28 protein-coding genes and 1 tRNA gene are annotated in these 26,227 nt (G+C 67.5%); 10 read left to right on the forward strand and 19 right to left on the reverse strand.

Annotated features, from left to right (window positions below; genetic code table 11):
* The first annotated feature begins 24 nt into the window (after positions 1-24).
* The 4 genes from proB to VRZ77_RS19755 all read left to right on the forward strand — a co-directional run bounded on the left by proB (position 25) and on the right by VRZ77_RS19755 (position 3,391).
* Positions 25-1,161 carry a glutamate 5-kinase gene (proB, locus tag VRZ77_RS19740; RefSeq protein ID WP_414594311.1) on the forward strand — a complete coding sequence of 379 codons (1,137 nt, stop codon included), beginning with the start codon at positions 25-27 and terminating at the stop codon, positions 1,159-1,161.
* A gap of 87 nt (positions 1,162-1,248) precedes the next feature.
* Positions 1,249-1,932: a DUF433 domain-containing protein gene (locus tag VRZ77_RS19745; protein ID WP_414594285.1), complete on the forward strand. Its 684-nt coding sequence runs from the start codon at positions 1,249-1,251 to the stop codon at positions 1,930-1,932.
* Complete coding sequence (locus VRZ77_RS19750) at positions 1,929-2,330, forward strand: DUF5615 family PIN-like protein (protein ID WP_414594286.1); 402 nt, start codon at positions 1,929-1,931, stop codon at positions 2,328-2,330. The genes VRZ77_RS19745 and VRZ77_RS19750 overlap by 4 nt, the downstream gene beginning before the upstream one ends.
* 53 nt (positions 2,331-2,383) lie before the next feature.
* Positions 2,384-3,391 (forward strand): serine hydrolase domain-containing protein, encoded by a 1,008-nt coding sequence (locus tag VRZ77_RS19755; RefSeq protein ID WP_414594287.1) that lies wholly within the window; start codon positions 2,384-2,386, stop codon positions 3,389-3,391.
* 7 nt (positions 3,392-3,398) lie between these two features.
* Here the strand turns inward: VRZ77_RS19755 and VRZ77_RS19760 are convergent, their stop codons facing one another.
* Positions 3,399-3,839 (reverse strand): hypothetical protein, encoded by a 441-nt coding sequence (locus VRZ77_RS19760; RefSeq protein ID WP_414594288.1) that lies wholly within the window; start codon positions 3,837-3,839, stop codon positions 3,399-3,401.
* A 59-nt stretch (positions 3,840-3,898) separates the two neighbouring features.
* Positions 3,899-4,186 (reverse strand): hypothetical protein, encoded by a 288-nt coding sequence (locus VRZ77_RS19765; RefSeq protein WP_414594289.1) that lies wholly within the window; start codon positions 4,184-4,186, stop codon positions 3,899-3,901.
* Between the two features lie 315 nt (positions 4,187-4,501).
* On the opposite strand from VRZ77_RS19765, the gene VRZ77_RS19770 reads away from it, so the two are divergent.
* Entirely contained in the window at positions 4,502-4,840 is a 339-nt protein-coding gene (locus tag VRZ77_RS19770; protein ID WP_414594290.1) for a hypothetical protein, read from the forward strand.
* Positions 4,841-5,213: 373 nt separating this feature from the next.
* Here the strand turns inward: VRZ77_RS19770 and VRZ77_RS19775 are convergent, their stop codons facing one another.
* The 3 genes from VRZ77_RS19775 to htpX all read right to left on the reverse strand — a co-directional run bounded on the left by VRZ77_RS19775 (position 5,214) and on the right by htpX (position 6,874).
* The gene (locus tag VRZ77_RS19775) at positions 5,214-5,615 is read right to left on the reverse strand and encodes a DUF6481 family protein (protein WP_414594291.1); all 402 of its coding nucleotides are present in this window, start codon (positions 5,613-5,615) and stop codon (positions 5,214-5,216) included.
* A 143-nt stretch (positions 5,616-5,758) separates the two neighbouring features.
* A tRNA-Thr gene (locus tag VRZ77_RS19780) sits at positions 5,759-5,834 on the reverse strand.
* A gap of 65 nt (positions 5,835-5,899) precedes the next feature.
* Positions 5,900-6,874, reverse strand: a complete 975-nt coding sequence (gene htpX, locus VRZ77_RS19785) for a zinc metalloprotease HtpX (RefSeq protein ID WP_414594292.1) — start codon at positions 6,872-6,874, stop codon at positions 5,900-5,902.
* 160 nt (positions 6,875-7,034) lie between these two features.
* Between htpX and VRZ77_RS19790 the strand changes: the two genes are divergently transcribed.
* Positions 7,035-7,277 carry a DUF1674 domain-containing protein gene (locus VRZ77_RS19790; RefSeq protein WP_414594312.1) on the forward strand — a complete coding sequence of 81 codons (243 nt, stop codon included), beginning with the start codon at positions 7,035-7,037 and terminating at the stop codon, positions 7,275-7,277.
* A gap of 16 nt (positions 7,278-7,293) precedes the next feature.
* Here the strand turns inward: VRZ77_RS19790 and VRZ77_RS19795 are convergent, their stop codons facing one another.
* The 6 genes from VRZ77_RS19795 to VRZ77_RS19820 all read right to left on the reverse strand — a co-directional run bounded on the left by VRZ77_RS19795 (position 7,294) and on the right by VRZ77_RS19820 (position 12,555).
* Entirely contained in the window at positions 7,294-9,060 is a 1,767-nt protein-coding gene (locus tag VRZ77_RS19795) for a diguanylate cyclase (RefSeq protein WP_414594293.1), read from the reverse strand.
* Positions 9,061-9,182: 122 nt separating this feature from the next.
* On the reverse strand, positions 9,183-10,625 hold the full coding sequence (locus VRZ77_RS19800; protein WP_414594294.1) for an NAD-dependent succinate-semialdehyde dehydrogenase: 1,443 nt from the start codon (positions 10,623-10,625) through the stop codon (positions 9,183-9,185).
* Positions 10,626-10,727: 102 nt separating this feature from the next.
* On the reverse strand, positions 10,728-11,201 hold the full coding sequence (locus tag VRZ77_RS19805; protein WP_414594295.1) for a VOC family protein: 474 nt from the start codon (positions 11,199-11,201) through the stop codon (positions 10,728-10,730).
* Between the two features lie 55 nt (positions 11,202-11,256).
* Positions 11,257-11,613, reverse strand: a complete 357-nt coding sequence (locus tag VRZ77_RS19810; RefSeq protein ID WP_414594296.1) for a DUF1428 domain-containing protein — start codon at positions 11,611-11,613, stop codon at positions 11,257-11,259.
* A 37-nt stretch (positions 11,614-11,650) separates the two neighbouring features.
* A complete protein-coding gene (locus tag VRZ77_RS19815) occupies positions 11,651-12,103 on the reverse strand; it encodes an SRPBCC family protein (RefSeq protein WP_414594297.1) in 453 nt (150 codons plus the stop codon).
* Between the two features lie 26 nt (positions 12,104-12,129).
* Positions 12,130-12,555 (reverse strand): VOC family protein, encoded by a 426-nt coding sequence (locus tag VRZ77_RS19820; RefSeq protein ID WP_414594298.1) that lies wholly within the window; start codon positions 12,553-12,555, stop codon positions 12,130-12,132.
* 61 nt (positions 12,556-12,616) lie between these two features.
* Here VRZ77_RS19820 and VRZ77_RS19825 point away from each other — a divergent pair, with 61 nt between their 5' ends.
* The gene (locus VRZ77_RS19825; RefSeq protein WP_414594299.1) at positions 12,617-13,318 is read left to right on the forward strand and encodes a winged helix-turn-helix transcriptional regulator; all 702 of its coding nucleotides are present in this window, start codon (positions 12,617-12,619) and stop codon (positions 13,316-13,318) included.
* A gap of 16 nt (positions 13,319-13,334) precedes the next feature.
* Here the strand turns inward: VRZ77_RS19825 and VRZ77_RS19830 are convergent, their stop codons facing one another.
* A complete protein-coding gene (locus VRZ77_RS19830) occupies positions 13,335-15,170 on the reverse strand; it encodes a diguanylate cyclase (RefSeq protein ID WP_414594300.1) in 1,836 nt (611 codons plus the stop codon).
* A gap of 386 nt (positions 15,171-15,556) precedes the next feature.
* Here VRZ77_RS19830 and VRZ77_RS19835 point away from each other — a divergent pair, with 386 nt between their 5' ends.
* On the forward strand, positions 15,557-15,823 hold the full coding sequence (locus tag VRZ77_RS19835) for a hypothetical protein (protein ID WP_414594301.1): 267 nt from the start codon (positions 15,557-15,559) through the stop codon (positions 15,821-15,823).
* An 89-nt stretch (positions 15,824-15,912) separates the two neighbouring features.
* On the opposite strand, the gene VRZ77_RS19840 is transcribed toward VRZ77_RS19835, so the two are convergent.
* From VRZ77_RS19840 to VRZ77_RS19850, 3 genes are all read right to left on the reverse strand, one after another.
* Positions 15,913-16,695 carry a Bax inhibitor-1/YccA family protein gene (locus tag VRZ77_RS19840; protein ID WP_414594302.1) on the reverse strand — a complete coding sequence of 261 codons (783 nt, stop codon included), beginning with the start codon at positions 16,693-16,695 and terminating at the stop codon, positions 15,913-15,915.
* A gap of 157 nt (positions 16,696-16,852) precedes the next feature.
* Entirely contained in the window at positions 16,853-19,438 is a 2,586-nt protein-coding gene (locus tag VRZ77_RS19845) for an ABC transporter permease (RefSeq protein WP_414594303.1), read from the reverse strand.
* Positions 19,435-20,157, reverse strand: a complete 723-nt coding sequence (locus VRZ77_RS19850) for an ABC transporter ATP-binding protein (protein WP_414594304.1) — start codon at positions 20,155-20,157, stop codon at positions 19,435-19,437. Before VRZ77_RS19850 ends, VRZ77_RS19845 begins: the two co-directional genes overlap by 4 nt.
* Before the next feature lie 169 nt (positions 20,158-20,326).
* Here VRZ77_RS19850 and VRZ77_RS19855 point away from each other — a divergent pair, with 169 nt between their 5' ends.
* Complete coding sequence (locus tag VRZ77_RS19855; RefSeq protein ID WP_414594305.1) at positions 20,327-20,920, forward strand: arylesterase; 594 nt, start codon at positions 20,327-20,329, stop codon at positions 20,918-20,920.
* Between the two features lie 96 nt (positions 20,921-21,016).
* Positions 21,017-22,060, forward strand: a complete 1,044-nt coding sequence (locus VRZ77_RS19860) for an aldo/keto reductase (RefSeq protein WP_414594306.1) — start codon at positions 21,017-21,019, stop codon at positions 22,058-22,060.
* 54 nt (positions 22,061-22,114) lie between these two features.
* On the opposite strand, the gene VRZ77_RS19865 is transcribed toward VRZ77_RS19860, so the two are convergent.
* The 4 genes from VRZ77_RS19865 to dapF form a co-directional block, all read right to left on the reverse strand.
* A complete protein-coding gene (locus VRZ77_RS19865; protein WP_414594307.1) occupies positions 22,115-22,717 on the reverse strand; it encodes a septation protein A in 603 nt (200 codons plus the stop codon).
* 62 nt (positions 22,718-22,779) lie between these two features.
* Entirely contained in the window at positions 22,780-23,718 is a 939-nt protein-coding gene (ftsY, locus tag VRZ77_RS19870; RefSeq protein ID WP_414594308.1) for a signal recognition particle-docking protein FtsY, read from the reverse strand.
* A gap of 5 nt (positions 23,719-23,723) precedes the next feature.
* Positions 23,724-25,010, reverse strand: a complete 1,287-nt coding sequence (gene mtaB, locus VRZ77_RS19875; protein WP_414594309.1) for a tRNA (N(6)-L-threonylcarbamoyladenosine(37)-C(2))-methylthiotransferase MtaB — start codon at positions 25,008-25,010, stop codon at positions 23,724-23,726.
* On the reverse strand, positions 25,007-25,894 hold the full coding sequence (gene dapF, locus VRZ77_RS19880) for a diaminopimelate epimerase (protein ID WP_414594310.1): 888 nt from the start codon (positions 25,892-25,894) through the stop codon (positions 25,007-25,009). The genes mtaB and dapF overlap by 4 nt, the downstream gene beginning before the upstream one ends.
* Positions 25,895-26,227 lie beyond the last annotated feature (333 nt).

The following is a 26,227-nucleotide window of genomic DNA, read 5'->3' on the forward strand; positions in this document are numbered from 1 at the left end:
GCCCCGCTGAGCCCCGCCACCTCGATCGAAGGCGCGGCCGTGCCGCAGCTTGCCCAGTTCCGCCGCATCGTGGTCAAGGTCGGCTCGGCGCTTCTGGTCGATAGCGCGCGCGGGGCGCTGCGCCATGCCTGGCTCGCCGCGCTGGCCGAGGATGTCGCCCAGCTCACCCGCGAGGGCAAGGAAGTGCTGGTGGTGTCCTCCGGCGCCATCGCGCTCGGGCGTAATGTGCTCAAGCTGCCGCGCCGTCCGCTCAAGCTGGAGGAAAGCCAGGCCGCCGCCGCCGTCGGGCAGATCGCGCTGGCCCGCGCCTGGTCCGAGGCGCTGGCGCATGAGGGTGTGGCGGCCGGGCAGATCCTGATCACGCTCGGCGACACCGAGGAGCGCCGGCGCTACCTCAACGCCCGCTCGACGCTCGCCAAGCTGCTGGAGCTCAAGGTGGTTCCGGTGATCAACGAGAACGACACGGTGGCGACCTCGGAAATCCGCTATGGCGACAATGACCGGTTAGCGGCCCGCGTTGCCGGCATGGCGAGCGCGGACCTTCTCGTGCTGCTCTCCGACATTGACGGGCTCTACACCGCCCCGCCCAATGACGACCCGGACGCCAGGCTGATCCCGGTGGTGCCGCGCATCTCGGCCGAGATCGAGGCCATGGCCGGCGGGGCGGGCACAGAGCTCTCGCGTGGCGGCATGAAGACCAAGATCGAGGCCGGCAAGATCGCCACCACGGCGGGCGCGCACATGGTGATCGCCTCCGGCAAGGGGAAGAACCCGCTGCGCGCGATTATCGACGGCGCGCGCTGCACCTGGTTCCTCGCGCCCGTGAACCCCGTGGCCTCGCGCAAGCGCTGGATCGCCGGCTCGCTGGAGCCGCGCGGCGTGCTCCACCTCGACGCCGGCGCGGTCGCCGCCCTGCGCCGTGGCTCGTCCCTGCTGCCGGCGGGGGTGAAAAGAGTGGAAGGCGAATTCACCCGCGGCGACGCCGTGCTGCTGCGCGGCCCGGATGGCGCGGAAGTCGGCCGCGGGCTGGTGGCCTATGACCACGACTATGCGGAGCGCATCCGCGGCCGCTCATCCGACGAGATCGCGACGATTACCGGGTTTGAAGGCCGCGCGGCGATGGTGCACCGGGATGATCTGGTGATCGCGACGGGGGGGTGATGCCCTAAAAAAACGGCAAACATCGCCAATCTTCTAGGATTCCCTTCCTGACGGTAAGGTGATATGTCTCCGGTGGGAGTTGCAACTATGCATGGTAAAGGTCCGGGCACGCCATCTGATTCTGTTCTTGATATTGGTAATGTCATCGCCGCTTTCTCTGAGGAGCAGGTTGAGCGTATGACGGGCCTTTCCAAGGCGCGTCTGCGGTATTGGGCTCGGACAGACTTTTTCAAGCCAAGCTTTGTTGAAGATGATCTCCGCCGACCTTATAGCCGATTCTATTCCTTCAAGGATATGGTGGCGCTCAAGACACTCGAGGTGCTTCGAGTGCGGAATGATGTTCCTCTTCAGCATCTTCGAAAGGTTGCTGCAAAGCTTCATCATCTTAAAAATGATCTTTGGACAAACACAACTCTCTTTGTCCTGAATAAAGAAGTGTGTTTCGTCAATCCGGAAACAAGGCAGCCAGAGGCGGCAGTTTCTGGCCAATATGTTCTAGAGACAATTCCACTTAAGGAAATAATAGAAGATACGAAGACGTCAATTGTTGCGTTTAGTCAACGTAGAAAAGGTTCTGAAGGACAGGTTGATCGAGCAAGGTCGATAGCTAGAAATGCGTGGGTGATTTCAGGGACTCGCATCCCAGTTTCGGCGATTAGGCGTCTTTATGAGGATGGGTTTTCTACAGCCCAAATAATTGAAGAGTATCCCGATCTAACTCCAGAGGACGTTGTCGCAGCTCTTCGACATAGTGGGGTAAGTGCTGCGTGACCCACGACGTCGGCATGCGATTTTTTATTGATCATTGTGTGCCGGAGTCGGTAGCGAAAGCGCTGGAGAAGGCTGGACGTGAAGTAATTCGGTTAAGAACGAAAACCGCTCCAGATTCGCCGGACACTTTGGTCGCCGCTGTGGCTGAAGCTAATAATGCTATTTTGGTAACAATGGATAGCGATTTCAAAGCGATAGCTTCTCGAACAGGTATTGGTCAGCAACGATATCGGCGTTTGAGTTTGGTGAGATTTCAAAAGTGCCGCGAGTCCCACGCCGCGCACCGGCTCATATCTGCGCTGTCTCTCATCGATCATGAATGGGAGTGGAGCGCCGGGAAAAAGGATCGTCGCATATTTGTGGTCATTTCATCCGAGTCAATACGAACTCATCGATAGCTCTCTCCCCATCGTGACTCCCCCTTCCTCCCCCGCGCCCTATCCTCTGCGGCATGCACCGCCGCACTCTCCTCGCCGCCCCGCTCGTCCTCCTCGCTCCCCGTGCGTTCGCGCAGGACGCCGCGTCGCCCGACGCCGCTCCGCTCACCCCCATCCTCGACCGCGCCGCCGCGCTCTCTCCCCTGCGTACGGTCCTCGTCTCGAAGGATGGCATCCGCATCGCCGCGCGGGCCTATCGCGGGCTGAGGCTTGAGGGCGCGTCGAACATCAAGTCGGCCTCGAAAAGCATCATCGCCATGCTGGCGGGGATCGCGATTGAGAAGGGCGTGCTGGAAGGGCCGGACCAGAAGATCGCCCCGCTGCTGCGCGCCGACCTGCCGGCGGACCCGGACCCGCGCCTGGGTGAGATCACGCTCGGCAATCTGCTCTCGATGCAGGCCGGCCTGGAGCGCACCTCCGGGCCCTATTACGGGCGCTGGATCGCCTCGCGCAATTGGGTGCGCGCGGCGCTGGCGCGGCCCTTCGTCGATGAGCCGGGCGGCGAGATGCTCTATTCCACCGGTTCGACGCATCTCATATCGGCCATCCTCACTCGTACCACCGGCCGCTCGACCCTGGCGCTCGCGCGCGATTGGCTGGGCGGGATCAAGGGCTTCGCCATCACCGGCTGGGAGCGCGACCCGCAGGGCATCTATTTCGGCGGCAACCAGATGGCGATGCGCCCGTCATCGCTGCTCGCCTTCGCCGAGTGCTGCCGTAATGGCGGGCGCAACAGGGCAGGGCGGCAGGTGATCCCGGAAGAGTGGATCGCGGAATGCTGGCGCGTGCGCACCGCCTCGCGCTTCACCGGCGATGGCTATGGCTATGGCTGGTTCACCCGCGAACTGGCGGGGAAGACGGCGCATTATGGCTGGGGCTATGGCGGGCAGATGCTCTATGTCGTGCCCGCGCGCGGCCTGTCGATCGTGATGACCTCGGACGCCGATACGCCCTCCGGACGCACCGGCCATCGCGACGACCTGCACGCGCTGGCCGCCGAGATCGTCTCGGCGGCCGGGTAGTGGCGGCTCAGTGGCCGAGCTTGCAGGTGCCGAAGGCGGTGATGATGGTGTCGTCGACCACCGAGGTCAGCGTGGCGTCGTTGTCGGCGCGCGAAATCTGCATGATCCAGCCGACCAGCCCGTCCGTTCCCTGAAGCGTGAGCTGCGGGCCGGCGCCGGAGACGGCATAGATGGTGGAGAGATGCGGCACGCCATTGTCGTCGACGCTCACCAGCACGCGCTCGCCGAAATGGACGAGGAAATGTGCGGGCAGGTCGATTTCGCCGAGCTCCTTGGCGGCGTTGCAGCCCTTGTCCTTGTCGCAGACCGACGCCTTGGTGAAGGTGCAGTCGGAGGAAACCGGCAGCGCCGGCAGCTCGGCTTTCGGCGCTTCGGGCGCGGGGGCCTGCGCGAAGGCGCTGGCGCCCCCCGCAAGCAGGAATAGGGCGGCAGTGGCGATCTTCAGCATCGGGTTCACCTTCGCGGAACCGACAGGGGGAGGCAGCGGCGCGTGACCGTTGCCGCGGCTCAGTACACCGGCGTGCGGCAGGGCGGATAGGGCGGGGCGCCGCAATAGCCGGGGCCATAGACCGGCGCCGGCGGCGGGACATAAACCGGCGGCGGGGGCGGCGGGTAGTAATAGCGCGGCGGCTGGGTGGCGGCGGTGACCGCCGAGCCGAGAATCGCGCCGCCGATCAGCCCGCCGATCAGCGCGCCGGTGCTGTTATGTGCCTGGGCGGGCATGGGGGCGATCATCGCCCCCGCCAGCGCCGCCAGCACGATGCCCGCCTTCAACGTCGGGAGTGCCTTGCTCATGTGAACCTCGTTCATCGGTGCCGGCTGTCGAACCGCCAGCTCCCACGGTAGCCCACTATTACGCAGGGCATGGGTCGCGACAAGGAGCCTGATCCGCATAGCCGCGCCACCATGTGCAAAAGGCGCGGGACGGGGTGCCAAGTTGTTGAAATATCGAAAAATATCTCTCGTCTTTCCAGTCGGCTCCGCCCTATCTTCGTCCCGATTGCGTAGGACGATGACGATGGTCGGCGAACCATCGGGCCGTCATCCGCGTTGCGCTCCGCAGAGACCGGAAGCGAATCGGCGGCGGCTCAACCCCTGTGGGAGGTAAATGTGGATAGACGCAATTTCCTGCTCGGCCTCGCCGGCCTGATCGGCGCGGGCGCGACCGCGAGCATGGCCCTGTCGCCGGCTCAGGCGACCATGCTCGACCAGTTCAAGAACGTCGTTCCGCCGGAAGGCCTGCCGGACGAGGGCGATCTCGCCGCCATGACGCCGGACGGAACCGCTGTCGAGGCGACCCAGTGGGGCCCGCCGCCGCCCCGCCGCGGACCGCCGCCGCGCTATTGGGGGCCGCCCCCGCGTCGCCGCCGTCGCCGGGTGCAGGTGTGCCGCAATGTGCGCGACCGCTGGGGACGCCGCATCCGCCGCTGCTGGTACGAGTGGCGCTGACGGTAATTATTGCGCAAACGCAAGGGCTCTGGCGCGATAATGCTTCGTGCCATGCCACTATGCCCGTTCTAGCTTATCTCCATGGAAACGGCGCCTTCAGCGCCTCCTAGGATGGAGACAAGCTATGAACAGGCTTTTCCTTGCGGTGGCGGCCCTCGTCACCTTCAGCGCCGGCATGGTCCATGAGGACCGTCGGCAGACGACGTCCAAGGGCGAGCGCCGGAGCCGCGCGGGACGCGGCTGAACACGCCATCCTTGCCGCAGCGGGCACGGCCGGACGCTCTCTCTGCCGTGCAGATGGTCACGCAATCGCGAAGACCAGCCGCGTCAAAGCGGCCGGTTGCTTGCTCTTCATTCACGTAGACGGGGCCGGTCAGCCGCGGCGCACACGAGCCTTGCGGTCAGCGTAGCGCTTGTCGCGCGCGGCCTTGCGGGCAACCTCGTCCTCGATCACGCGCCGCGCCTGTGCCAGCTCGGCCTCGCGACGGGCGCCGGCCTCGGCTTCGAGCGCAGCCTGCTGGGCGGCGCGGGCCTCCTGCTCGGCGGCCTCGCGAGCGCGGGCTTCGGCTTCGAGTTCCTCGCGGCGAGCCCTCTCGGCTTCCTCGCGCGCGGCCCGGCGGGCCTCGCGGGCCTCTTCCACAGCGCGGCGCTCGGCGGCCTTGGCCTGCATCACCGGATCATCGGCGGACGGGCGTGCCTTGAAGCGTTCGAGGAGGCGGGCCTTGGAAGCCTGAACCGCCTTCTGGCGCTCGGCGAAATTATCGGGATTCTTCATTCGTGGTGTTTATCGTTTGCAACGGGTGGACTCAACCTTCGGTTCGATGCCGGCCCGCCATTCTTGCGAGGGCGAGTCGTATCCTGACGACAGTCTCGGCTTCGACAGGCGAATGTGATGACCATGATACCGAAGAACAGAAATGGTGCCGCGGAAGGGAATCGAACCCCCGACCCACGCATTACGAATGCGTTGCTCTACCATCTGAGCTACCGCGGCACGCGGGGCTTCTGATAGCCGCGAAGCCCCGCGATTTCAAGCGCCGCGCACGCAGGCGGTCGAAATCACCCCCAGGGACCGGGCCTGCCGCCCCAGGGGCCGGGCTCGGACGGCGCCGCCGGGCCGCGTCCCCACGGATCGCCCGCGGGGCGAGCGCTTGCGGTGGGCGAGGCCGCCATGCGCCCTCCGGAGGCGCCCATCTGCTGTGCCAACGCCTGCAAGGCGGCGATGCGGTTCTCGGTGTTGGGGTGGGTCGAGAACAGATTGTCCATGCGCTCGCCCGAGAGCGGGTTGATGATGAACATGTGCGCCGTCGCCGGATTGTGCTCGGCCGCCATGTTCGGCACGCGATGGGCGGCATTGGAGATCTTCGCGAGCGCCGAGGCGAGCCAGAGCGGCTGGCCGCAAATCTGCGCGCCGAGCTTGTCCGCCTCGTATTCGCGCGAACGCGAGACCGCCATCTGCACCACCATGGCGGCGAGCGGGGCGAGGATCATCATCGCAATGGTGCCGATAGCGCCGAACGGGCTGTTATTGTTGCGGTTGCCGCCGAAGAACATCGCGAAATTGGCCAGCATCGAGATCGCGCCGGCCAGCGTCGCGGTGATGGTCATGGTCAGCGTGTCGTAGTTCTTCACATGGGCAAGCTCATGGGCCATCACGCCCGCCACCTCCTCGCGCGAGAGCGAGTTGAGCAGGCCGGTGGTGGCCGCCACGGCCGCGTTCTGCGGGTTGCGCCCGGTGGCAAAAGCGTTGGGCTGCGGGTTGTCCATGATGAAGACGCGCGGCATCGGCAGGCCGGCGCGGGCGGCCAGCTCCTCGATCATGCCGTAATATTCCGGCGCGCTGGCGCGGTCGACCTGACGGGCGCCGTACATGGACAGCACCATGCGGTCGGAATTCCAGTAGCTGAAGACGTTCATCCCGGCGGCGAACAGCAGGGCGATCATCATGCCGCCCTGTCCACCGATCATGAAGCCGACGCCCATGAACAGCGCGGTCATGCCGGCCAGCAGGATGGCGGTGCGGAAATAGTTCATCGGTCTCCTCTCGAACCCCGCACGATTGGTGGCACATCATGCCTTCCCCAGCGCGAGGCTGCACCTGTTAGGTGGTAAAGGAGCCGTGCGGCTGCAAGATGTCGACCCTGAGCGGCGGGCGGTTGACGCGGGCGCCGCCTCGGTGTTTCCAATGGACGCTATGAGCAAGGACATCATTCCCGCCGCATCGTCCCCTGTCATGTCTTCCCCGGCATCGCCCGCCGCGCCGGAAGCCGGCCGCGTGCTTTCCCCCGCCGCGCAGCGCGCGCTGGCCGAGGCCGCCGAGCGCCGCGCCCGCGCAGGCGCGCCCACTCCCGCGCCGAAGGAGATCGACGGCCGGGGCGGGCCGGAGCCGGTGCGCTATGGCGACTGGGAAGTGAAGGGCATCGCCTCCGACTTCTGAGCCGGCGGCGGCTCGCTTACGCCACCTGGACCGGCGAGAGGTCGCTCGCCAGCGCCACGCGGTTGCGCCCGGACGTCTTGGCCGAATAGAGCGCGCGGTCGGCGCGCTCCAGCACGTCCTCGAAGTCGCGGTCGTTCTCGGCGATGGCGGCGACGCCGGCGCTGACGGTGATCTTGAGTTCGAGCCCGTCATGCATGATCGAGGTCATGGCCACGGTTTCGCGGATGCGCTCGGCGATGATGAGGGCCTGCGGCTCGGCGGTCTCGCGCAGCAGCACCACGAATTCCTCGCCGCCGAACCGTGCCGCCTTGTCGGTCTCGCGGATCAGCCGGGCGAGAATGGTGCCGAGGCTGCGCAGCACCGCGTCACCGGCGATATGGCCGTAGGTGTCGTTGATCTGCTTGAAATGGTCGATATCGAGCATCACTGCCGTGGTCGGCGTGCCCTTGCGGCGGAAATAGCCAATGGCATCCGCGCCGAAAGGGGCAAAGCCGCGCCGGTTCAAGAGGCCGGTGAGCGGGTCGGTCACCGCGAGCTGCTGCAATTCGTTCAGGTCCTGCCCGAGCCGGCGGGTGCGCTCCTCGGCGAGCGCCATCTGCTCGGCGGCACGGCTTTTCAGCGTCGCCGCCGCCTCGCGCGCCTCGCGCTCGCTTTCGATCACCGAGCCGAGGCGGCGCAGCAGCGAGCGGATGGAGGCCGACATCACCAGCACGTCCTGCGAGCCGTGCTGCCAGCCGACCATGTTCGCCCCGCTGTCGCGGCCGATGAGGTCGACATTGCGGCTGAGCCGCTCCAGCGGGCGCATGGTATGGCCGGCGAGCAGCAGGGCGAGGAAGGCTCCGCACAGGGCCACGAAGGCACCGACGCCGATGATGGTGGCGAACAGCCGGTTGGCGGGCGCGAGCGCGGTCGTGACCGGGCTGCGCGCCACCACCTGCCAGCCGAGGCCGGGATAATCGCGCTGGCCCCCGGTGGGGACGATGGTGGTGAGCGTGGGCTCGCCGCCACTCTCGTCGATCAGCGCCACCCCGTCGGCGCTGCGAGCGCGTTGGAGCAGTTCCCGGGCGAAGGAACTCGCGCTGGCGGGGCCGATCAGAACGTCGCCCTCGCTCGACAAAACCCAGAGCTCGGCGTCCAGCACCGCGCGCTCATTGGCGAGCACGCTTGCGCGCACCTCGTCCGCCCAGCGCCAGCTCATATGCGCGCCGAGCACGCCGATGATGCGGCCAGCGCTGTCCTTTACCGGCATGGCGACGTCGACGAAGCGGAACGGCGCCTGATCGGGCGAGGTGCGCAGCAGCCCGTCCAAAAGCTTGGCGTCGTGGACGTCTTCCACGGTCGGCCCCTTCAGGCCGTGGACGAACCAGGGGCGTGTGGCGACCGAGACGCCTTCCAGCATACCCTTGGTGGCGGCGCGCACCGTGCCGTCCGGCGTGGCGAAGCCGATCCACGCATATTCCGGCACCGTGGTCTGCAGCTGCGCGAGCACGCTGCGGATCTGCGCGGGATCGCCGGACCAGATCGGGGCCAGCGGCGCGAAACTCGCGATGTTCTGGATTTCGCGGTAGCGCTCATACATGCGCGAATCGAGCCGCTGCGCCATGGTGCGTGCCAGCGTGACCAGGGTGGCGTCGGTGTCGGCCACCGCCTGCTGTCGCGCCAGGACGGCGGCAGCGCCGGCCACGGCGGTCACGGTGAGCACGCAGAGCAGACCGGCCATCAGCGCGATCTGCTGGCGGATGGAGGTGCGATCGCGCAGCTTCTGGAAGAAGGCACCCAGCATCAACCCGTAACTCCCCTCCCGTCGCGTGAGCGGGCTCGCAAACACAATGCCGGCATGGGTGCCGCAGGCTGGAGTTTACCTAAGGGAATACTTTTTTCCAGCCTGTCGCGTTCCGTCTCGGGCTACAGCCCGATGCAGAGATACTTGATGTCCACATAGTCATCGATGCCGTATTTTGATCCTTCCCGGCCGATGCCGGATTCCTTGACGCCGCCGAACGGGGCGACCTCGGTGGTGATCACGCCGGCATTCACGCCGACCTGCCCGTAGCGCAGGGCTTCCGCCACCCGGAAGGTGCGGCCGAGGTCGCGGGTGTAGAAATAGCAGGCGAGGCCGAATTCGGTGTCATTGGCATAGGCGACCGCCTGTTCCTCGGTCTCGAAGCGGAACACCGGCGCGACCGGGCCGAAGATTTCCTCCTTCGCGAAGGCCATGTCCTGCGTGGCGCCGGCGATGACGGTCGGTTCGAAGAACTGGCCGCCGAGGGCGTGGCGCTTGCCGCCGGTCACGACCGTGCCGCCCTTGGCGCGGGCATCGGCGACGAAGCCCTCGGTCTTGGCGACCGCCTTGTCGTCGATCAGCGGGCCCTGCACCACGCCGTCCTCAAGGCCGGAGCCGACCTTGAGCCCCGCTGAGGCGGCGGCGAACTTCTCGACGAAAGCGTCGTAAATGCCGGCCTGCACGTAAAAGCGGTTGGCGCAGACGCAGGTCTGGCCGGAATTGCGGTACTTGGAGGCGATGGCACCCGCGACCGAGGCGTCGAGATCGGCATCATCGAAGACGAGGAATGGCGCGTTGCCGCCGAGCTCCATCGACACCTTCTTCACCGTGTCGGCCGACTGCTTCATGAGAATCTTGCCGACCGGGGTGGAGCCGGTGAAGGTGATCTTGCGCACCAGCGGGTTGGCGGTCATCTCGCCGCCGATCCGGGTCGCCGATCCGGTGAGGATGTTCAATGCGCCGGCCGGGAAGCCGGCCTGCTCCGCCAGCACGCCCCAGGCGAGGCCGGAATACGGCGTCTGCGTCGCCGGCTTGACCACCGCCGTGCAGCCCGCCGCCAGCGCCGGGCCGATCTTGCGGGCCAGCATGGAAGAGGGGAAGTTCCACGGCGTCACCGCCGCGATGACGCCTACCGGCTGCTTGGTGACGAGGATGCGCCGCTCCGCCCAGGGCGAGGGGATGACATCGCCATAGACCCGGCGCGCCTCCTCGGAAAACCACAGCACATAGGCCGCGCTGGCGCCGACCTCGCCCATGGATTCGGCGAGCGGCTTGCCCTGTTCGATGGTGAGCAGCTCGGCCAGCGCGCGCTGGTTGTCCATGATCGCGGCATGGAGCCGGCGCAGCAATTTGGCGCGCTCGTCGGCGGTGGTGCGGGAATAGCTTTCAAAGGTCTTCTGCGCCGCTTCGATGGCGCGGCGGGTTTCCGCCTCGCCGCAATCGGGGACGGTGCCGATCACCTCGCCGGTCGCCGGGTTGGTGACCTCGATGGTCCCGCCGGCATCCGCGCCAACCCATTCGCCGCCGATGAGGTTCGCGTCGCGCTTGAAGTCGGTCCATGTCATGGGAAAAGCCCTCTCCGAAATGTTGGCAGGCGGGCGCCGCCGGTTTCGGAGAAGAATTATAGGGCGACGGGGCGCGCTGGGCACCCCGTCGCCGGTCGGAGATCAGCCGTTATAGGCAGCTTCCAGCGCGGCGATGTCGAGCTTCACCATGCCCATCATCGCCGTCATCACGCGCTGTGCCTTCGCCGTGTCGGGGTCCTTGTTCCATTCCAGCAGCGCACGCGGCGTGACCTGCCAGCTCAGGCCGTAGCGGTCGGTGATCCAGCCGCACTGTATCTCGCGACCACCTTCGCCGAGCGCGGCCCATAGCCGGTCGATCTCGTCCTGGGTGTCGCAGACGATGATCAGCGACAGCGCCGGGGTGAAGCTGAAATTCGGGCCGCCGTTCAGCGCGAGATAGGGCGATCCGTTCAGCGTGAACTCGACCATCATGGTCTCGCCGGGCTTGCCGCCGGGCGTTTCCACGACATAGGGCGTCACGGTGTCGATCCGGGAATTCGGCAGCAGCGAGACGTAGAAGCGCGCGGCCTCTTCCGCCTTGCCGTCAAACCAGAGGCAGGGAGTGATCGGCATCATGGGAGTTGCTCCGTCATGGGTCGGCCGCGCCGCTGCCGGCGCGCCGCGTCCGGGCTCACTTCCTCATGTCGACCAGCGGCGCGAAGCCGCCGAAGATCATGCGCTTGCCGTCGAATGGCATCTCGGTCATCTCCTTGAGGCGCGGGTCCTCCATGAAGGCCTTCATGCCCGCGTCGCGCACTTCCCTGGACGGCCAGAGGATCCAGGAGAACACCACGGTCTCCTCTAGCGTCGCCTTCACCGCCATGCGGAAATCGGTGATCTTCCCGTCCGGCACGTCGTCGCCCCAGTTCTCCATCAACTGCAAGGCGCCGTGATCGAAGAAGATCGGCGCGGCCTTCTCGGCCATCTCGCGATAGGCGTCCTTGTTTGCGGTCGGCACCGCGATCACGAAACCATCGACATAGCTCATCCTGCGTCTCCTCATTGTTGCCGGCTTCAAGGCCGGTTCACTGTTCGGCGAGATCGGCGAGCTGGCCCGTGGCGGCGCTCCAGCCCGTGGTGAAGCCCATCGCCTCATGCCGCTCCATGGCCTCCGCGTCCCAGTGATGGACGGTGGCGGTGTAGCGCGTACCCGTGCCTTCGGGCGCGAACTCGATGATGGCGAGCATGAACGGCGGCTGGGGAATCCAGCCTTCGGCAAAGGCATCGGTGAAGACGAGGCGCCGCGCCGGGATCACCTCAAGGAACACGCCCTTGCCGGACATCTGCGTGCCGTCCGGCGCCTGCATCACGGTGTTGAACCGCCCGCCGGGCCGCAGGTCCATCTCCACGCCCGGCGTGAGATAGGGGCGGGGGGCAAACCACTCGCCGGTGCGCGTGGTCCAGACCTCGTAGACCTTCTCGGGCGAAGCGTCGATGAAGCGGTCGACGGACAAGGCGTAAGGGGGCTCGCGGGTCATCCCGGCGTCTCCTGCTGCGGTTCCGTTCAGGTGGAAGGCGGCTCGCCGCCCGCCACCGTCGCCGGGTCCATCCAGAACACTTCCCAGATATGGCCGTCGAGGTCGGCGAAGCTGCGGCCATACATGAAGCCGTGGTCCTGCACCGGCCCGATATCGACGGTGCCGCCGGCCTCGCCGGCTTTCGCCGCCATCCCGTCCACCTCGTCCCGGCTTTCCTGCGACAGGGCGAGCAGCACCTGCGAACTGGAATGGGCGTCGGCGATGGCCTTCGGCGTGAACTGGGCGAACTTCGGATGCGTGAGCAGCATCACGAAGATAGTGTCCGACAGCACCATGCAGGCGGCGGTGTCGTCGGTGAACTGGGGATTGTTCACCGCGCCGATCGCCTCGTAGAACGCGATGGAGCGGGACAGGTCGGCGACGGGCAGGTTGACGAAGATCATCTTGGGCATAGGGGCGGCTCCTGTCGTTCGTCATTGACACCGATAACGGTGATAGTTAGAAAAAACAACCATGCAGTTAAAAAAAATAACTAAAAAGGCAGAGGGTGCCGTCAGGCGGTATTATGAGGACGCCTGTGCGGCGGCCCACGCGCTCGACCTGTTCGGCGAGCGCTGGGCGCTGCTGGTGATGAGAGAACTCATGCTCGGCCCCAAACGTTTCAGCGATTTGAGGGCCGATCTGCCGGGCATCAGCGCCAATGTGCTGACCCAGCGGCTGGAAAGCCTTGAGGCCGCAGGGGTTCTGGTGCATCGCAAGCTGCCGCCGCCGGTCTCCGCGCAAGTCTATGAGCTGACCGAATGGGGCTATGAGAGCGAGCCGATCTTTCAGGCGATGGGCCGCTGGGCGGCGCGCTCGCCCACGCACGATCCCACGCTGCCGTTCGGCCCGGTGTCGCTGATGATGTCAATGCGCACCATGATCAGCCCGGCGCTCGCCGGTGACCTGGCGGTGAACGCCGAGTTTCGTACCGGGAAGGAGACGTTCCGGGTGCGCCTCGCCGAGGGCGACCTGACCACGGAGCGCGGCACGGTCGAGCATCCGGATTTCGTCTTTGCCGGCGAGGCGCGGATGATCGCCGCCGCGATCTATGGCGGAAAGAAGCTGGCGGATCTGGAGGCGGCCGGGGTGCTGAAGCTGGAGGGCGACCGGGAGAAGGCGGCGCGCTTCATCCATCTGTTCCCGCTGCCGCCTAAGGCGGAGATGCCCGGCTGAGCCGTCGCGGATCGCCTCAGGCGCTGATGCGCGAGGTGGCGCCTTCCGCGATGTCCGGCTCAAAGAAACGCCAAGTGTTGCGCCCGGCCCGCTTGGCATCATAGAGCGCGTTGTCGGCGGCTGCGGTCAGCGCGTCCTGCGAGGTCCGGTCGTCATTGGTCATGGCGATGCCGATCGACACGCTGTAGCGCAGCGCGATACCTTTATCCTCGACCGTGCCGGCGAGCGCGCCGCATAGTCGCTCGGCCAGCGCGTGGAACTCCGCCTCGTCCTGGCCGACGCATAGCACGGCGAACTCGTCCCCGCCGATGCGGGCGGCGACGTCGCCCTCGCGCAGCTCGTTCTGCATGCGGCCGGCGACACGGCGCAGCAGCGTGTCGCCGGCGGCGTGGCCGAGCGTGTCGTTGATGGTCTTGAAATTGTCGAGGTCGACCAGGAGCACCGCGAGATGGGTGCGCTGCCGGGTGAGGCGCTTCAGGCCCGCCTCGAATTTCTGCGTGAAAAGCGCGCGGTTGGGCAGGCCGGTCAGCGCGTCGTGGGTGGCGAGCCGGTGCAGGTCGTCCTCAAGGCGCTTACGCTCGGAAATATCGCTGAGCGTGCCGACGATGCGCAGCGGCTCGCCGAGCAGATCGCGCTCGACGATCCGCCCGCGATTGGCGAGCCAGACCCAGCTGCCATCCCGGCGCCGGCAGCGGAACTCGCTGTTGAAATGGTCCTCGCGTCCTTCCACATGGTCGCGGAAGCCGCGCATCAGCGCGGCGAGGTCCTGCGGGTGCACCCAGTGGCGGACCATGCCGACCGTCGGCGTGAAGCCGCCCGACCAGTGGCCGAGGATGCGGAAGCTGCGGGGGCTGAAGAACAGGCTGCCCGAGGGCAGGTGCCAGTCCCATAGCCCGTCATTGGCGCCGTCGAGCGCATAGGCGAGCCGGCGCTCATTGGCCAGCAGGTCGCGGCGCTCGCGGTCGCTGCGGGCGCGGATGGCGGCGATCAGCAGGGCGGGCAGGGTGGTGATGGCGAGTGATCCCTGCAGCTCCAGTAGGGAGACGGTCGCGTTGCCGCGCGGCTCGAAGGGAAAATAGCCCGCCACGCCGAGCGCCAGCATGCCGACGGCAAAGCCCGAGACCGCGGCGGCGGTCGCGAACATGCCGAAGCGGAAGGCGAACCACAGCAGCGCCACCGCGCTCAGCTCCAGCACCAGATATTGCCGCGTGGCGACGGCGAGCGAGCCGATGGTCGCGAGTGCCAGCGCCGCCGCGATCATTTCCTCCAGCCGCGGGCGGAACGGGCGCGTCCGGTCAATAGTGGCCGGCGCCGACCGCGGCGGCGCGTCGGCGCGCCAGAACAGGAAGGGCGGCAGGAACAGCGCGATCGCCACCGCATCGGGCATCCACCAGCCGAAGCCGGCGGCGGCGAGGCTGTGTCCCGGCGCAAGGGTGAGCCAGGCGCCGAGCAGCGCGCCGGGTACCGGCCCGAGCAGCGCCACCAGGGTGAGCCGGCCGATGACATCCGGTCCCACCGGGGCGTCTCGGGTGATGCCGCACCAGGACAGTCCGACGCCGATCAGGCCGAAGGTGAGGGCCTTGGAGAAGCCGCAGGCCAGCGCATAGGCCGGCGCGTCGCCGAGCAGCAGGTGGACCAGAATTCCGGCGATCGCGACGCCGATCACCTCGGGCAACAAGTCCTGCCGCCGGAGCAGGATGAGCGCGCCGAGGCTGACCACATTGGCCGGCCAGATGGCGGAGGAAATGCCCAGCGCCCGCCCGAACGTGAGCCAGACGAACAGGAAGGCCGCGAAAGCGACGGCGAAGATGAAGCCCTGCAGCAGACGCTTCGATAACTGAGCCGTCAGCATTGTTCTGAGCCCGTGGTAAAACGGACCAAATAGTCCGCACTGATGATCGGCGAGCCGCACAAGACAACGAGTGAGCGGGAAGCTGGTCGTTGTTCGCGGTACGTCGATCTGATCATGCGATTATATGCAATTAATGTTCCATTGTTCCGTTTGACGGCTCTGTCGTCGTGGGGCGCGCAGAGAGGCGCTCGGGCGGCGCCATCCCGTCCGGACCGGCGCATGATGGTGAGCGCCTGTGCACGCTATGGACGCATCGCCTGCCCGCGCCGTGATCATCCGCCGCGCCGGGGCCGCGCTGTGCGCCATCTCGCAATGATGGAATGATGCGTGCATCTGACGGAGCGTTGGCTCATTGCGACTGATGGTTTTCTTGCGGGGGACGTTTCATGCCTGTGTATCTCGTCACGTTCGATCTGCGTGACTCCGAGAATGCCCGGAATCTGATCGAGGCGATCAAGCAGACCTCGTGGACCCAGTTCACGCCCACGAGCTTCGCGGTCTCGACGGCGGAGGACGACGAGGCGCTGTTCTTCCGGCTGCGCCCGTTCACCAGCGACGGGGACAGCCTTTATGTGTCGATGCTGAAGAAGCCTTATCGCGGGATGGGCTTTCGCGAGGTGAACTATTGGCTGGAGGAGAACCTGCGCTACTAGCGGGGAGGGGCGTCCACACGCCGGAAATGAAAAAGCCCCGGCTCGCGCCGGGGCTTTCGATTGCTGCGGGGCTCGCGTGAGCCGCCGGCTCAGTTGTTCCGGTTGCCGAACAGCTGGAGCATCATGATGAACAGGTTGATGAAGTCGAGATAGAGCGTCAGGGCGCCCATGATCGCCTTGCGGCCCGCCACCACGTCGTCGTCACCCGCGAAGTACATTTCCTTGATGCGCTGCGTGTCGTAGGCGGTGAGGCCGGCGAACACCAGCACGCCCACCACCGAGATCACGAACTGCAGCATCGACGAGCCGAGAAAAATGTTCACGAGGCTGGCGATGATGATGCCGATCAGGCCCATGAACAGGAACGAGCCCATGCCCGACAGGCTGCGCGGCGTGGTGTAGCCGTACAGGCTCAGCGCGCCGAAGGTGGCGGCGGTGATGAAGAACACCCGCACGATGCTGTCATGCGCGAACACCAGGAAGATGGTGGACAGCGAGATGCCCACCAGCGCGGCGTAGAGCCAGAACACGCCCTGCGCGGCGGAGACGCTCATGCGGTCGACGCGGAAGCTCAGGAAGAACACCGCGGCCAGCGGGGCGAACATCACCACATATTTCAGCGGGCTGACGAACAGCGTGTAGCCGAAATCGGTGAGGTAGACGTTCGCGGCGATCTGATAGGCGGTCGGCGCGTCGGAGACCGCGAGCATGTAGATGCCGAGCGCGGCGGCGCCGGTGATGGCGAGGCCGAGCGTCATGTAGTTGTAGACGCGCAGCATGTAGGAGCGCAGGCCCTGGTCGATCGCGGCCTGCGTCCGCGCTGCCGTGCTGCCGAAATGCGGCACGGAAACGTTGCGATCAAATTCGGACATCGTGTCGGATCCTCTTCCCAAAAGTCCTAGCGTCCGGCCGGCCCGCATGGGCCCGGCTGCCGCACCGAAACATACCACGGAATATGAGGAACCCCCGGACCCATCGCAAGTGAAGTTTGCGACAGAATTGCCGTTGCGGGAGGCGCGCCGTGCGTCCCTACAAATTCCGCAGTATCCGCGCCGGCTTCTGGCCGAGCGCGCGCCAGGTGCCGAGCAGGCCGAAGCCGACAGTGAGCACCAGCGCCACCGCGGCCGCGCCGAAGGCGGCGCCGGTGGACCAGGCGAAATGCGCCTTCATCACCTGCGTCACCACCACATAGGAGGCGAGCGTGCCAGCCAGCACCGCCACAAGCGCGGTGACGAGGCCGAGCGCCGCATACTCCAGCGCGTAGGCCGCCACCAGACGGGCGCGGGTGGCGCCGAGCGTCTTCAGGATCACCGCGTCATAGACCCGGTGGTGCTGCCCCGCCGCCAGCGCCCCTGCCAGCACCAGCACGCTGGAGAGCAGGGTGACGAGGCTGGCACCCCGGATCGCGGTGACCAGATTGGCGACGATGGCGCCGATCTCGGTCAGCGCCTCCTTCACCCGGACCGTGGTGACGGCCGGATAATCCGCCGCCACCGCGCGGCCGATAGCGCGCTCGCTCGCCGCCTCGCCGCCGCCGGGCATGGTGAGGGTGGCGATCGAGGTGTGGGGCGCGCCGGCGAAGGTGTTGGGCGAGAACACCATCACGAAATTGATGGCGAGCCGCTCCCACTCCACCTCGCGCAGATTGGCGATCTTCGCGGTGATGGCGCGGCCGAGCACGTTCACCGTGACCGGATCGCCGATCTTGAGGCCGAATGCGTCGGCGATCTCGCGCTCGAAGGACACCAGCGGCGGGCCGCTATAGTCCGCCGGCCACCACTCGCCTGCCACCAGCCGCGAACCCTCCGGCACGGCGGCGTCGTAGGTGATGCCCCGGTCGGAGGAGAGCACCCAGGCGAATTCCGGCGGCGGGGTGATCTGGTCGGCCGGGCGGTCGCCCAGCGTGATCAGCCGACCGCGCAGCATCGGCACGGTTTCCACCGTGCCCTCGGGGGCCTTCGCCTTCAGATAGCTCGCGAATTGGGGGGCCTCGCTGCTCTGGATGTCGAGGAAGAAGAAGCTCGGCGCCTGTGCCGGCAGGTTGGCGGTGAGTTCGCGCGTCAGGCTGCGGTCGATCAGCGCGAGCGTGACCAGCAGCGTCAGCCCGAGCCCCAGCGAGAGCACGATGGTGTGCGTGAGCGCCGAGGGGCGATGGATGTTGCCGAGCGCCAGCCGCAAAGCTGTCGAGCGCGGGCGCGGCAGGCGGCGGGCCACCGCCATGATGCCGACGCCTACGAGACGCAACGTGATCAGTACGCTCGCCGAGGCTACGAGGTAATAAACCGCGATCCGCCGCTCTTCCGAGGCGGCGATGGCGAGCCCCGCCAGCGCGGCGATGGTGAGCGCGGTGAGCACGACATAGAGCCGGCGCGGGCGGCGGGCGGGGCCTTCCACATGCTCGCGGAACAGCGCCGAGACCGGCACGTCATGGGCAAGGCCCAGCGGCCACAGCGCAAAGGCGAGCGCGATCAGCGCGCCATAGCCGATGGCGAGCGCCAGCGCCGCCGGCTGAACGCTCGGGTAGATGGGCACGGGAAGCAGATAGCCGAAGGCGGCATTGGCGGCATAGGGCAGGGCGGCGCCGACCGCGAGGCCGATGGCGATGCCGATGGCGGCGATCAGGCCGACCTCCACCAGATAGATCGCGAACACCGTGCCGCCCGGCGCGCCGAGCGATTTATAGGTCGCGATCACCGCGCGCTTGGCGTCGAGATGGCTCTTCACCGCATTGGCGACGCCGACGCCGCCGACCAGCAGGGCGGTGAGGCCGACGAGGGTGAGATATTCGGTGAAGCGCCGCACGTTCTGTTCCAGCCGAGGGGCGGCCGCGTCGCGGGTGCGCACCTCGAAGCCGGCCTGTGGCGCCCCGTCCTGCACGCTGTCGACGAAGGCGGTGAGGCGGGACGGGTCGGGCAGCTTCACCCGGTAGGTCCAGCGCACCAGGCTGCCGGGCTGGAGCAGGCCGGAAGCACGCAGCGCATCGAGCGAGACCATGAGGCGCGGGCCGAAGCCGATACCGGTGGCAAGCGAATCGGATTCGCGCACCAGCGTGCCGGCGAGCCGCAGCCGGGCGTCGCCGAGCTGGAATTCATCGCCGGTCCTGATGCCGAGCCGCTCCGCCAGAACCGGATCGGCGACCGCGCCATAGACCCCGTCCTTGGCCGCCAGTGCCTGCGGCAGCGGCTGCGCCGGCTCGATCTCGACGCCGCCGGCCAGCGGATAGGCGCCGTCGACCGCCTTGGCCTCGGTCAGCGTCGATTGCAGGTTCTCGCCCGAGCCGGCGCGGGCCATGGCGCGCAGCGTGGCGATGGTCGAAACCCGGCCGCCGGCGGTGATGAGGGCGAGTTCATCCGGGCTGGCCTCGCGCTGCACCAGCGTGAACGCGGCATCGCCGCCGAGCAGAGAGGTGCCTTCGCGGGCGAAGCCGTCGGTAAGCGCGCGCGAGAACGAGCCAACGCCGGCAATCGCCGCGACGCCGAGCGCGAGGCAGGCGAGGAACACGCCGAAGCCGCGCACGCCGCCGCGCAGTTCGCGCAGCGCGAAGCGGAAGGCGAGCGACAGGCGCAGCCGCGAACCCGTGGCGGGGCGCGCGGAATCGGTGACGGCGAGCGTCATGCCGGCACCTCGGCCAGCGTGGCGTCTTCGGTCTCGATATGGCCGGAGCGCAGCCGCACCGTGCGGTCGCAGCGCCGGGCGAGGCCGAGGTCGTGCGTGACGATCACCAGCGTTGCCCCGCGCCGCGCCTGAGCGGCGAACAGCAGCTCCATGATCTGCTGCCCGGTGCTTTCGTCGAGATTTCCGGTCGGCTCGTCGGCGACCAGGATGGACGGCTCCGGCGCCAGCGCCCGCGCCACCGCGACGCGCTGCTGCTCGCCGCCGGAAAGCTGGGTGGGGTAATGGTCGAGCCGGTGGCCGAGGCCGACCGCCGACAATTCCGCCGCCGCCCGCTCGAAGGCGTCCGCCCGGCCGGCCAGCTCCAGCGGCACCGCGACGTTCTCCAGCGCGGTCATGGTGGGGATGAGGTGGAATGCCTGGAACACGATGCCGACGTTTCGTCCGCGAAACCGCGCCAGCGCGTCCTCGTTCAGCCGGGTCAACTCTTCGCCCGCGACGTTCACCGTGCCGGCGTCGGCGCGCTCCAGCCCGGCGAGCACCATCAGCAGGCTCGATTTGCCGGAACCCGACGGGCCGACGAGGCCAACCGCCTCGCCCTTGGCTATAGTGAGCGACACGCCCTTGAGAATGTGAACACGCGCGGCGCCCGATCCGAGCGAGAGTTCGACCTTGTCGAGTCGTATGGCGGGGCCGGTGGCGGAAACGGAGCTGGAGTGCATGTCGTCCAATTTGTTGTTCAGCGTGTGGTCGCAGGTCCTGCGCAAGGCAGGTCCCGCCGGCGCGGAAAGGCGTGACGCGAGTGTGACACGATATGGTGCGCCGCACTCTTCACGAAAGGGCAAGCGTCTCCGGCCGGGAGCGCGCGCGCTGCTGGCATGGGCGCTCCTGATGGCGGGCGGAACCCTCGCCGCCGCCGAGCCGCTGCGCCTCGTGGCCTTTGGCGACAGCCTGACGGCGGGCTACGGACTCGCCGCGACGGATGCTTTCCCGGCGCAGCTTCAGGCCGCGCTGAAGGCGAGGGGACACGATGTCGTGATCGAAAATGCCGGCGTCTCCGGCGACACCACCAGCGCGGGCCTCGCGCGGCTCGACTGGTCGATCCCCGACGGCACGCAGGGCGTGATCGTTGAGCTCGGTGCCAATGACGCGCTGCGCGGCCTCGACCCCGCCATCGCCGAAGCCTCGCTCGACAAGATTCTGGCGCGGCTGAAGGAGCGCGGCATTCCGGTGATGATCGCCGGCATGCGCGCCCCGCCCAATCTCGGCAAGGCGTATCAGGAGCGCTTCGATCCGATCTATGGCCGGCTCGCGGAGAAATACGGGGTGCCGCTCTATCCGTTCTTCCTCGACGGCGTGGCCGGCCAGGTGGCGCTCAACCAGCGCGACGGCATCCATCCGACGCCGGAGGGGGTGAAGATCATCGTCGCCAACATCCTGCCGGCGGTGGAGGCCTTCATCGCGACACTGAAGCCGCCGGGCTGAGCCGCGGGCGGTGCCGCTGCGGCAACTTGCCGAAGCCGCGTGGCGGGGGCTAATCTCCTGCCACCTTCCCACCGCTTGAATCCCGAGACATGTCCCATGGAATATCGTCCGCTTGGCCGCACCGGCCTTGAGGTCAGCGCGCTTTGCCTTGGCACCATGACCTTCGGCCAGCAGAACACTGAGGCCGAAGGTCACGAGCAGCTCGATTACGCGCTCGATCAGGGCATCAACTTCCTCGACACCGCCGAGCTTTACTCGATCCCGCCCAAGCCCGAGACCGCCGGCTCCACCGAGCGCATTATCGGCACCTGGATGAAGGCGCGCGGCAATCGCGACAAGGTCATGCTCGCCACCAAGGTGTGCGGCCTGTCGGAAATGACGTGGTTCCGCAGTGACGGCGCCCCGGCCCGGCCTACCCGGGCGCAGATCTTTGAGGCGGTCGACAACAGCCTGAAGCGGCTGCAGACCGATTATATCGACCTCTACCAGCTCCATTGGCCCGGCCGCCCGATCGTGTGGGGTTCCAACCCGACGCGCTGGAAATCGACGCCGGGCGAGGAGACCCCGATCGCCGAGACGCTCGACGCCTTCGGCGAGATCGTCAAAGCCGGCAAGGTGCGCCATATCGGCCTCTCCAACGAGAGCGCCTGGGGGACAATGCGCTTCCTGTTCGAATCGGAGACCCGCGGCCTGCCGCGCGTCGCCTCGGTGCAGAACGCCTACAGCCTGCTGAACCGCACCTACGAGACCAACATGGCCGAGGTGAGCCTGCGCGAGGATGTCGGGCTGCTGGCCTATTCGGCGCTGGCGCAGGGCTATCTCACCGGCAAGTACCAGCGCGGCGCCCGCCCGGCCGGTGCGCGCACCACGCTGTTCAACCGTGGCCAGCGCTACGAACTGCCGGGCGCGGAAGCGGCGATCGACGACTACATGGCGATCGCCCGCGAAGCGGGGCTCGACATTTCGCAGATGTCGCTGGCCTTCGCGCTGTCGCGCCCGTTCATGGCCTCGGTCATTCTCGGCGCGACGACGATGGAGCAGCTCAAGACCGACATCGCCGCGCAGGACGTGAAGATCACGCCGGAACTGGAGGCGAAGATCGACGCCGTGCACCAGCTTCGCGGCAATCCGGCGCCTTGAGGCGGCGAGGCCAATGCAAAATGCGTCCCCGGGCCTGGCCCGGGGATCGTGGCGCTATTCCCCCGCCTTGGGCGCGGCGTCCGCCTCGCCTTCCGCCGCATGGCGGGTCATCAGCGGCACCTGCGCCATGGCGAAGATCAGCGTCAGCGGCAGATAGCCGAAGGTCTTGAACGCGACCCAGGTGTCGGTCGAGACGGAGCGCCACACGATTTCGTTCAGCACCGCCATGGCGAGGAAGAACACGCCCCAGCGTATGGTCAGCCGGCGCCAGCCTTCCTCGGTCAGCGTGAACACGTCGCCGAGCACATAGGGCAGCAGCGGCTTCTTGAAATACAGGCCGCCCAGCAGCGCCAGGGCGAACAGGCCGTTCACCATGGTCGGCTTCATCTTGATGAAATGGTCGTCCTGCAGCCACAGCGTCAGCGTGCCGAACACCAGCACCACGCCGGCCGAGACCAGCGGCATCACCGCGATCTTGCGCGCGATGATCCACATCGCCGCCAGCGCCACCAGCGTCGCCACCATGAAGGCGCCGGTCGCGACATAGATGCCGGCGCGGCCATTGGCGATGAAGAACACCACCAGCGGCCCGAGCTCCAGCGCGAACTTCATCAGCGGATGCATGGTGCGCAGCGTGGTGGGCGGTTCGGTCATCATCGGTCCGGCATGTGAGGAGGGCTGGTCGCAGGGAAGGGCGGAAACGTGCCGATAGCAAGGCGCTATTCGTCGAGCCCGACAATGGCGCGCGCAAATTGGCGTGCCTCGAAGGGTTCGAGGTCGTCAATGCCCTCGCCGACGCCGATCAGATGCACCGGCAGGCCGTATTTCGCGGCGATGGAGACCAGAATGCCGCCGCGCGCCGTGCCGTCGAGTTTGGTCATGACCAGGCCGGTCACGCCGGCCACGCGCTGGAAGGCGTCGACCTGGGACAGCGCGTTCTGGCCGACCGTGGCGTCGAGCACCAGCACCACGGCGTGCGGGGCGGCGGGGTCCTGCTTCTTGAGCACGCGGACCACCTTCTCCAGCTCCGCCATCAGCTCGGCACGGTTCTGCAGGCGCCCGGCCGTGTCGACGATGAGGACATCCGCCCCGTCCGCGCGGGCCTTGGCCAGGCCGTCAAAGGCGACGCCTGCGGCATCCGCGCCCGGCTCGCGGGCGACAATGGCGGCACCGGTCCGGTCCGCCCATACTTTCAGTTGTTCGATCGCGGCCGCGCGAAACGTGTCGCCAGCGGCGAGAACCACCTTCTTGCCCTGCGCCCGCAGTGTCGAGGCCAGCTTGCCGATGGTTGTGGTCTTGCCCGATCCGTTGACGCCGACCATCAGCAGCACGAAGGGTTTCACCTGCGGGTCGAACACCAGCGGATGGGCGATCGGCTTGAGCACCGCCTCGATTTCGCTCGCGACGAGGCTGCGCACCTCGCCGGGCTCGATGGTCTTGTCGTAGCGCCCCTTGCCGACCGCCTGGGCGATCCGCGCGCTGGTCTCGACGCCGAGATCGGCGCGGATCAGGATGTCTTCCAGATCTTCCAGCGTCGCCGCGTCCAGCTTGCGCTTGGTGAACAGGTCGGTAATGCCGGTGGAGAGGCCCGACGCGGTGCGCGTGAGCCCCTTGGTCAGGCGCTTCCAGAAACCGGGCTTCTCGGAGGTGTCGTTCATCAGGTTCACGCAGCGATCAGGCGCGTGCCGTCATGACCGGCAATGCGCACAGGAAACAAGGTGCCGGGTTCGGCCGGGCGGGCGAGGCGCACGCCGGTGAAGCCCGGGGTGCGGCCGGTGCCGCCGATCTCGGCCAGCACCTCGCGCCGGGTCCCGACCTCGGCGGAGAGGTGACGCAGCAGCGCGGCTTCCCCGGCCTCGCGCAGCCGACGCGCACGCTCTTTCACCAGCGTACCGTCGAGCTGCGGCATGCGCGCGGCCGGCGTGCCCGCGCGTGCGGAGAACGCGAAGACGTGGAGATGGGAGAGCCCGCATTCGTCGACGAGGCGGAGCGAATTGCGGAAATGCGCCTCGGTCTCGGTGGGGAAGCCAGCGATGATATCGGCGCCGAACACCATGTCGGGTCTGAGGCGCCGCACCTTCTCGCAGAAGGCGATGGCCTCGGCGCGCGAATGGCGGCGCTTCATGCGCTTGAGGATGAGATCGTCGCCCGATTGCAGCGAGAGGTGCAGATGCGGCATCAGCCGTTCCTCCTCCGCGAGGGCGGCGATCAGCTCGTCATCGGCCTCGATGGAATCGATGGAGGAGAGGCGCAGCCGCTTGAGTTCGGGCACATGGCGCAGCACCGCGCGCACCAGCGTGCCGAGGCGCGGCGTGCCGGGCAGGCCGGCACCATAGGAGGTGAGGTCGACGCCGGTGAGCACGATCTCGGCATAACCGCTCTCGACCAGCCGCCGTACCTCCGCGACCACGGCGCCCATCGGCACCGAGCGGGAATTGCCGCGGCCATAGGGGATGACGCAGAAGGTGCAGCGGTGGTCGCAGCCATTCTGCACCTGCACGAAGGCGCGGGTGCGGCCCTCGATGCCGTCGACCATGTGCAGCGCGGTCTCGCGCACATTCATGATGTCGCCGACCGCCACCTTTTCCTCGGTGCCGATACCGAAATCCAGCGCTGCGCGGGCGAGCGCCCAGGTGTCGACCTCGGTCTTGGCGGCATTGCCGACGACGCGGGAAACCTCCTCCATGCCGGCGAAGGTTTCCGGCTCGGTCTGCGCGGCGCAGCCGGTGACGAGGATGCGGCGTTCAGGGTCTTCGCGCTTCAGTCGGCGGATCGCTTGCCGCGCCTGCCGCACCGCTTCGCCGGTGACCGCGCAGGTGTTGACAATCACCGCGCGCTCCAGCCCGGCAAGGCCGGCGGCGCGCTTCACGGCGGCGGAATCCAGCGCGTTCAGCCGGCAGCCGAACGTCACCACGTCGAGGGGGGCGGTCTCGGCAGACATGCCGCTCATGTCGCGCCGGTTGCCGCGCCGGCGGGAGCTGAGAGCATGTCGCGGGTCAGCCGGCCCTCGAACTCGAACTCGGCCGGGCCGGTCATCAATATGTGGTCGTCGCTCTCGCGCCAGTCGATCAGGAGGTCGCCGCCGGGAAGGGTGATGGTCACGCGCCGTCCGGTGAGGCCGAGCCGCGCGGCCGCGACCGCCGTGGCGCAGGCCGCCGAGCCGCAGGCGCGCGTCAGCCCGACGCCGCGCTCCCACACCCGCAGCAGGATGTGCTCAGGAGAGACCACCTGCGCGGCGGAGATGTTGGCGCGCTCGGGGAAGATCGGGTGATGTTCGAGTTCCGGCCCGTAGCGGCCGAGATCGACGGCCGCCGTGTCGTCCACCCAGAAGATGGCGTGCGGGTTGCCGACATTCACCACCGCCGGGGCGCGCAGCACCGGTGCTTCGTGCGGTCCGGCCTGAAGCTCGATGGCGCGGGTATCGGCGACGGGCCCGGCGAGCGGGATGTCGTGCCAGCCGAAATGCGGCACGCCCATGTCGACCGTGATGCCGTCCGGTCCCATGGCGCAGTCGAGCTGCCCGGCGACGCTCTCGAACACCAGATGCTCGCGCCCCACGCGTCCGGCCTCATAAAGCGTGATGCAGCGCGTGCCGTTGCCGCAGGCCTGCGATTCCGAACCGTCGCAATTGATGATGCGCACGAAGGCGTCGGTGCCTTCGGTCCGCGGCGGGTAGAGCGCCATGATCTGGTCGAAGGGCAGCACGTCGCGCCGCGCCAGCGCCCGCGCTTCCGACGGCGGCACGGGAACCGGATCGACGCGCAGATCCAGCACGACGATCTCGTTGCCGAGGCCGTTCATCTTCACGAAAGGGCGGTTTTCCAGCGCGGGCATGGTGCGGACCTGACAGGTTGCCGTCCTTATATGGCGAAGCCGGCGGCAATGGCCAGCGCGATTGCGCCGTCGGCCCGGCGCACGTTCGCGCGATCCCGCCGATGCGTGTCCATTGTGTCATCGCAGGCGCGCCGGGACGGTGCTAGACAGGAGACGACCGCGCCGCGCGCCGCAACCGGCGGCGGCGCCGCTTTCCGGTGCTCCGATCATGCTGAAAATCCTGTCCGCGCTCATTCTCTGCGCCCTGCTCGCGGCGGCGCCGCTCCACGCCCAGACGCCGGCACCCCCGCCCGCCGCTCCGCCCGCCGCCGCGAGCAGGGCGCAGAGAATGAG

This window comes from Ancylobacter sp. G4_0304, from assembly GCF_047501495.1.
In the GTDB taxonomy this organism is placed as follows: Bacteria; Pseudomonadota; Alphaproteobacteria; order Rhizobiales; family Xanthobacteraceae; genus Ancylobacter.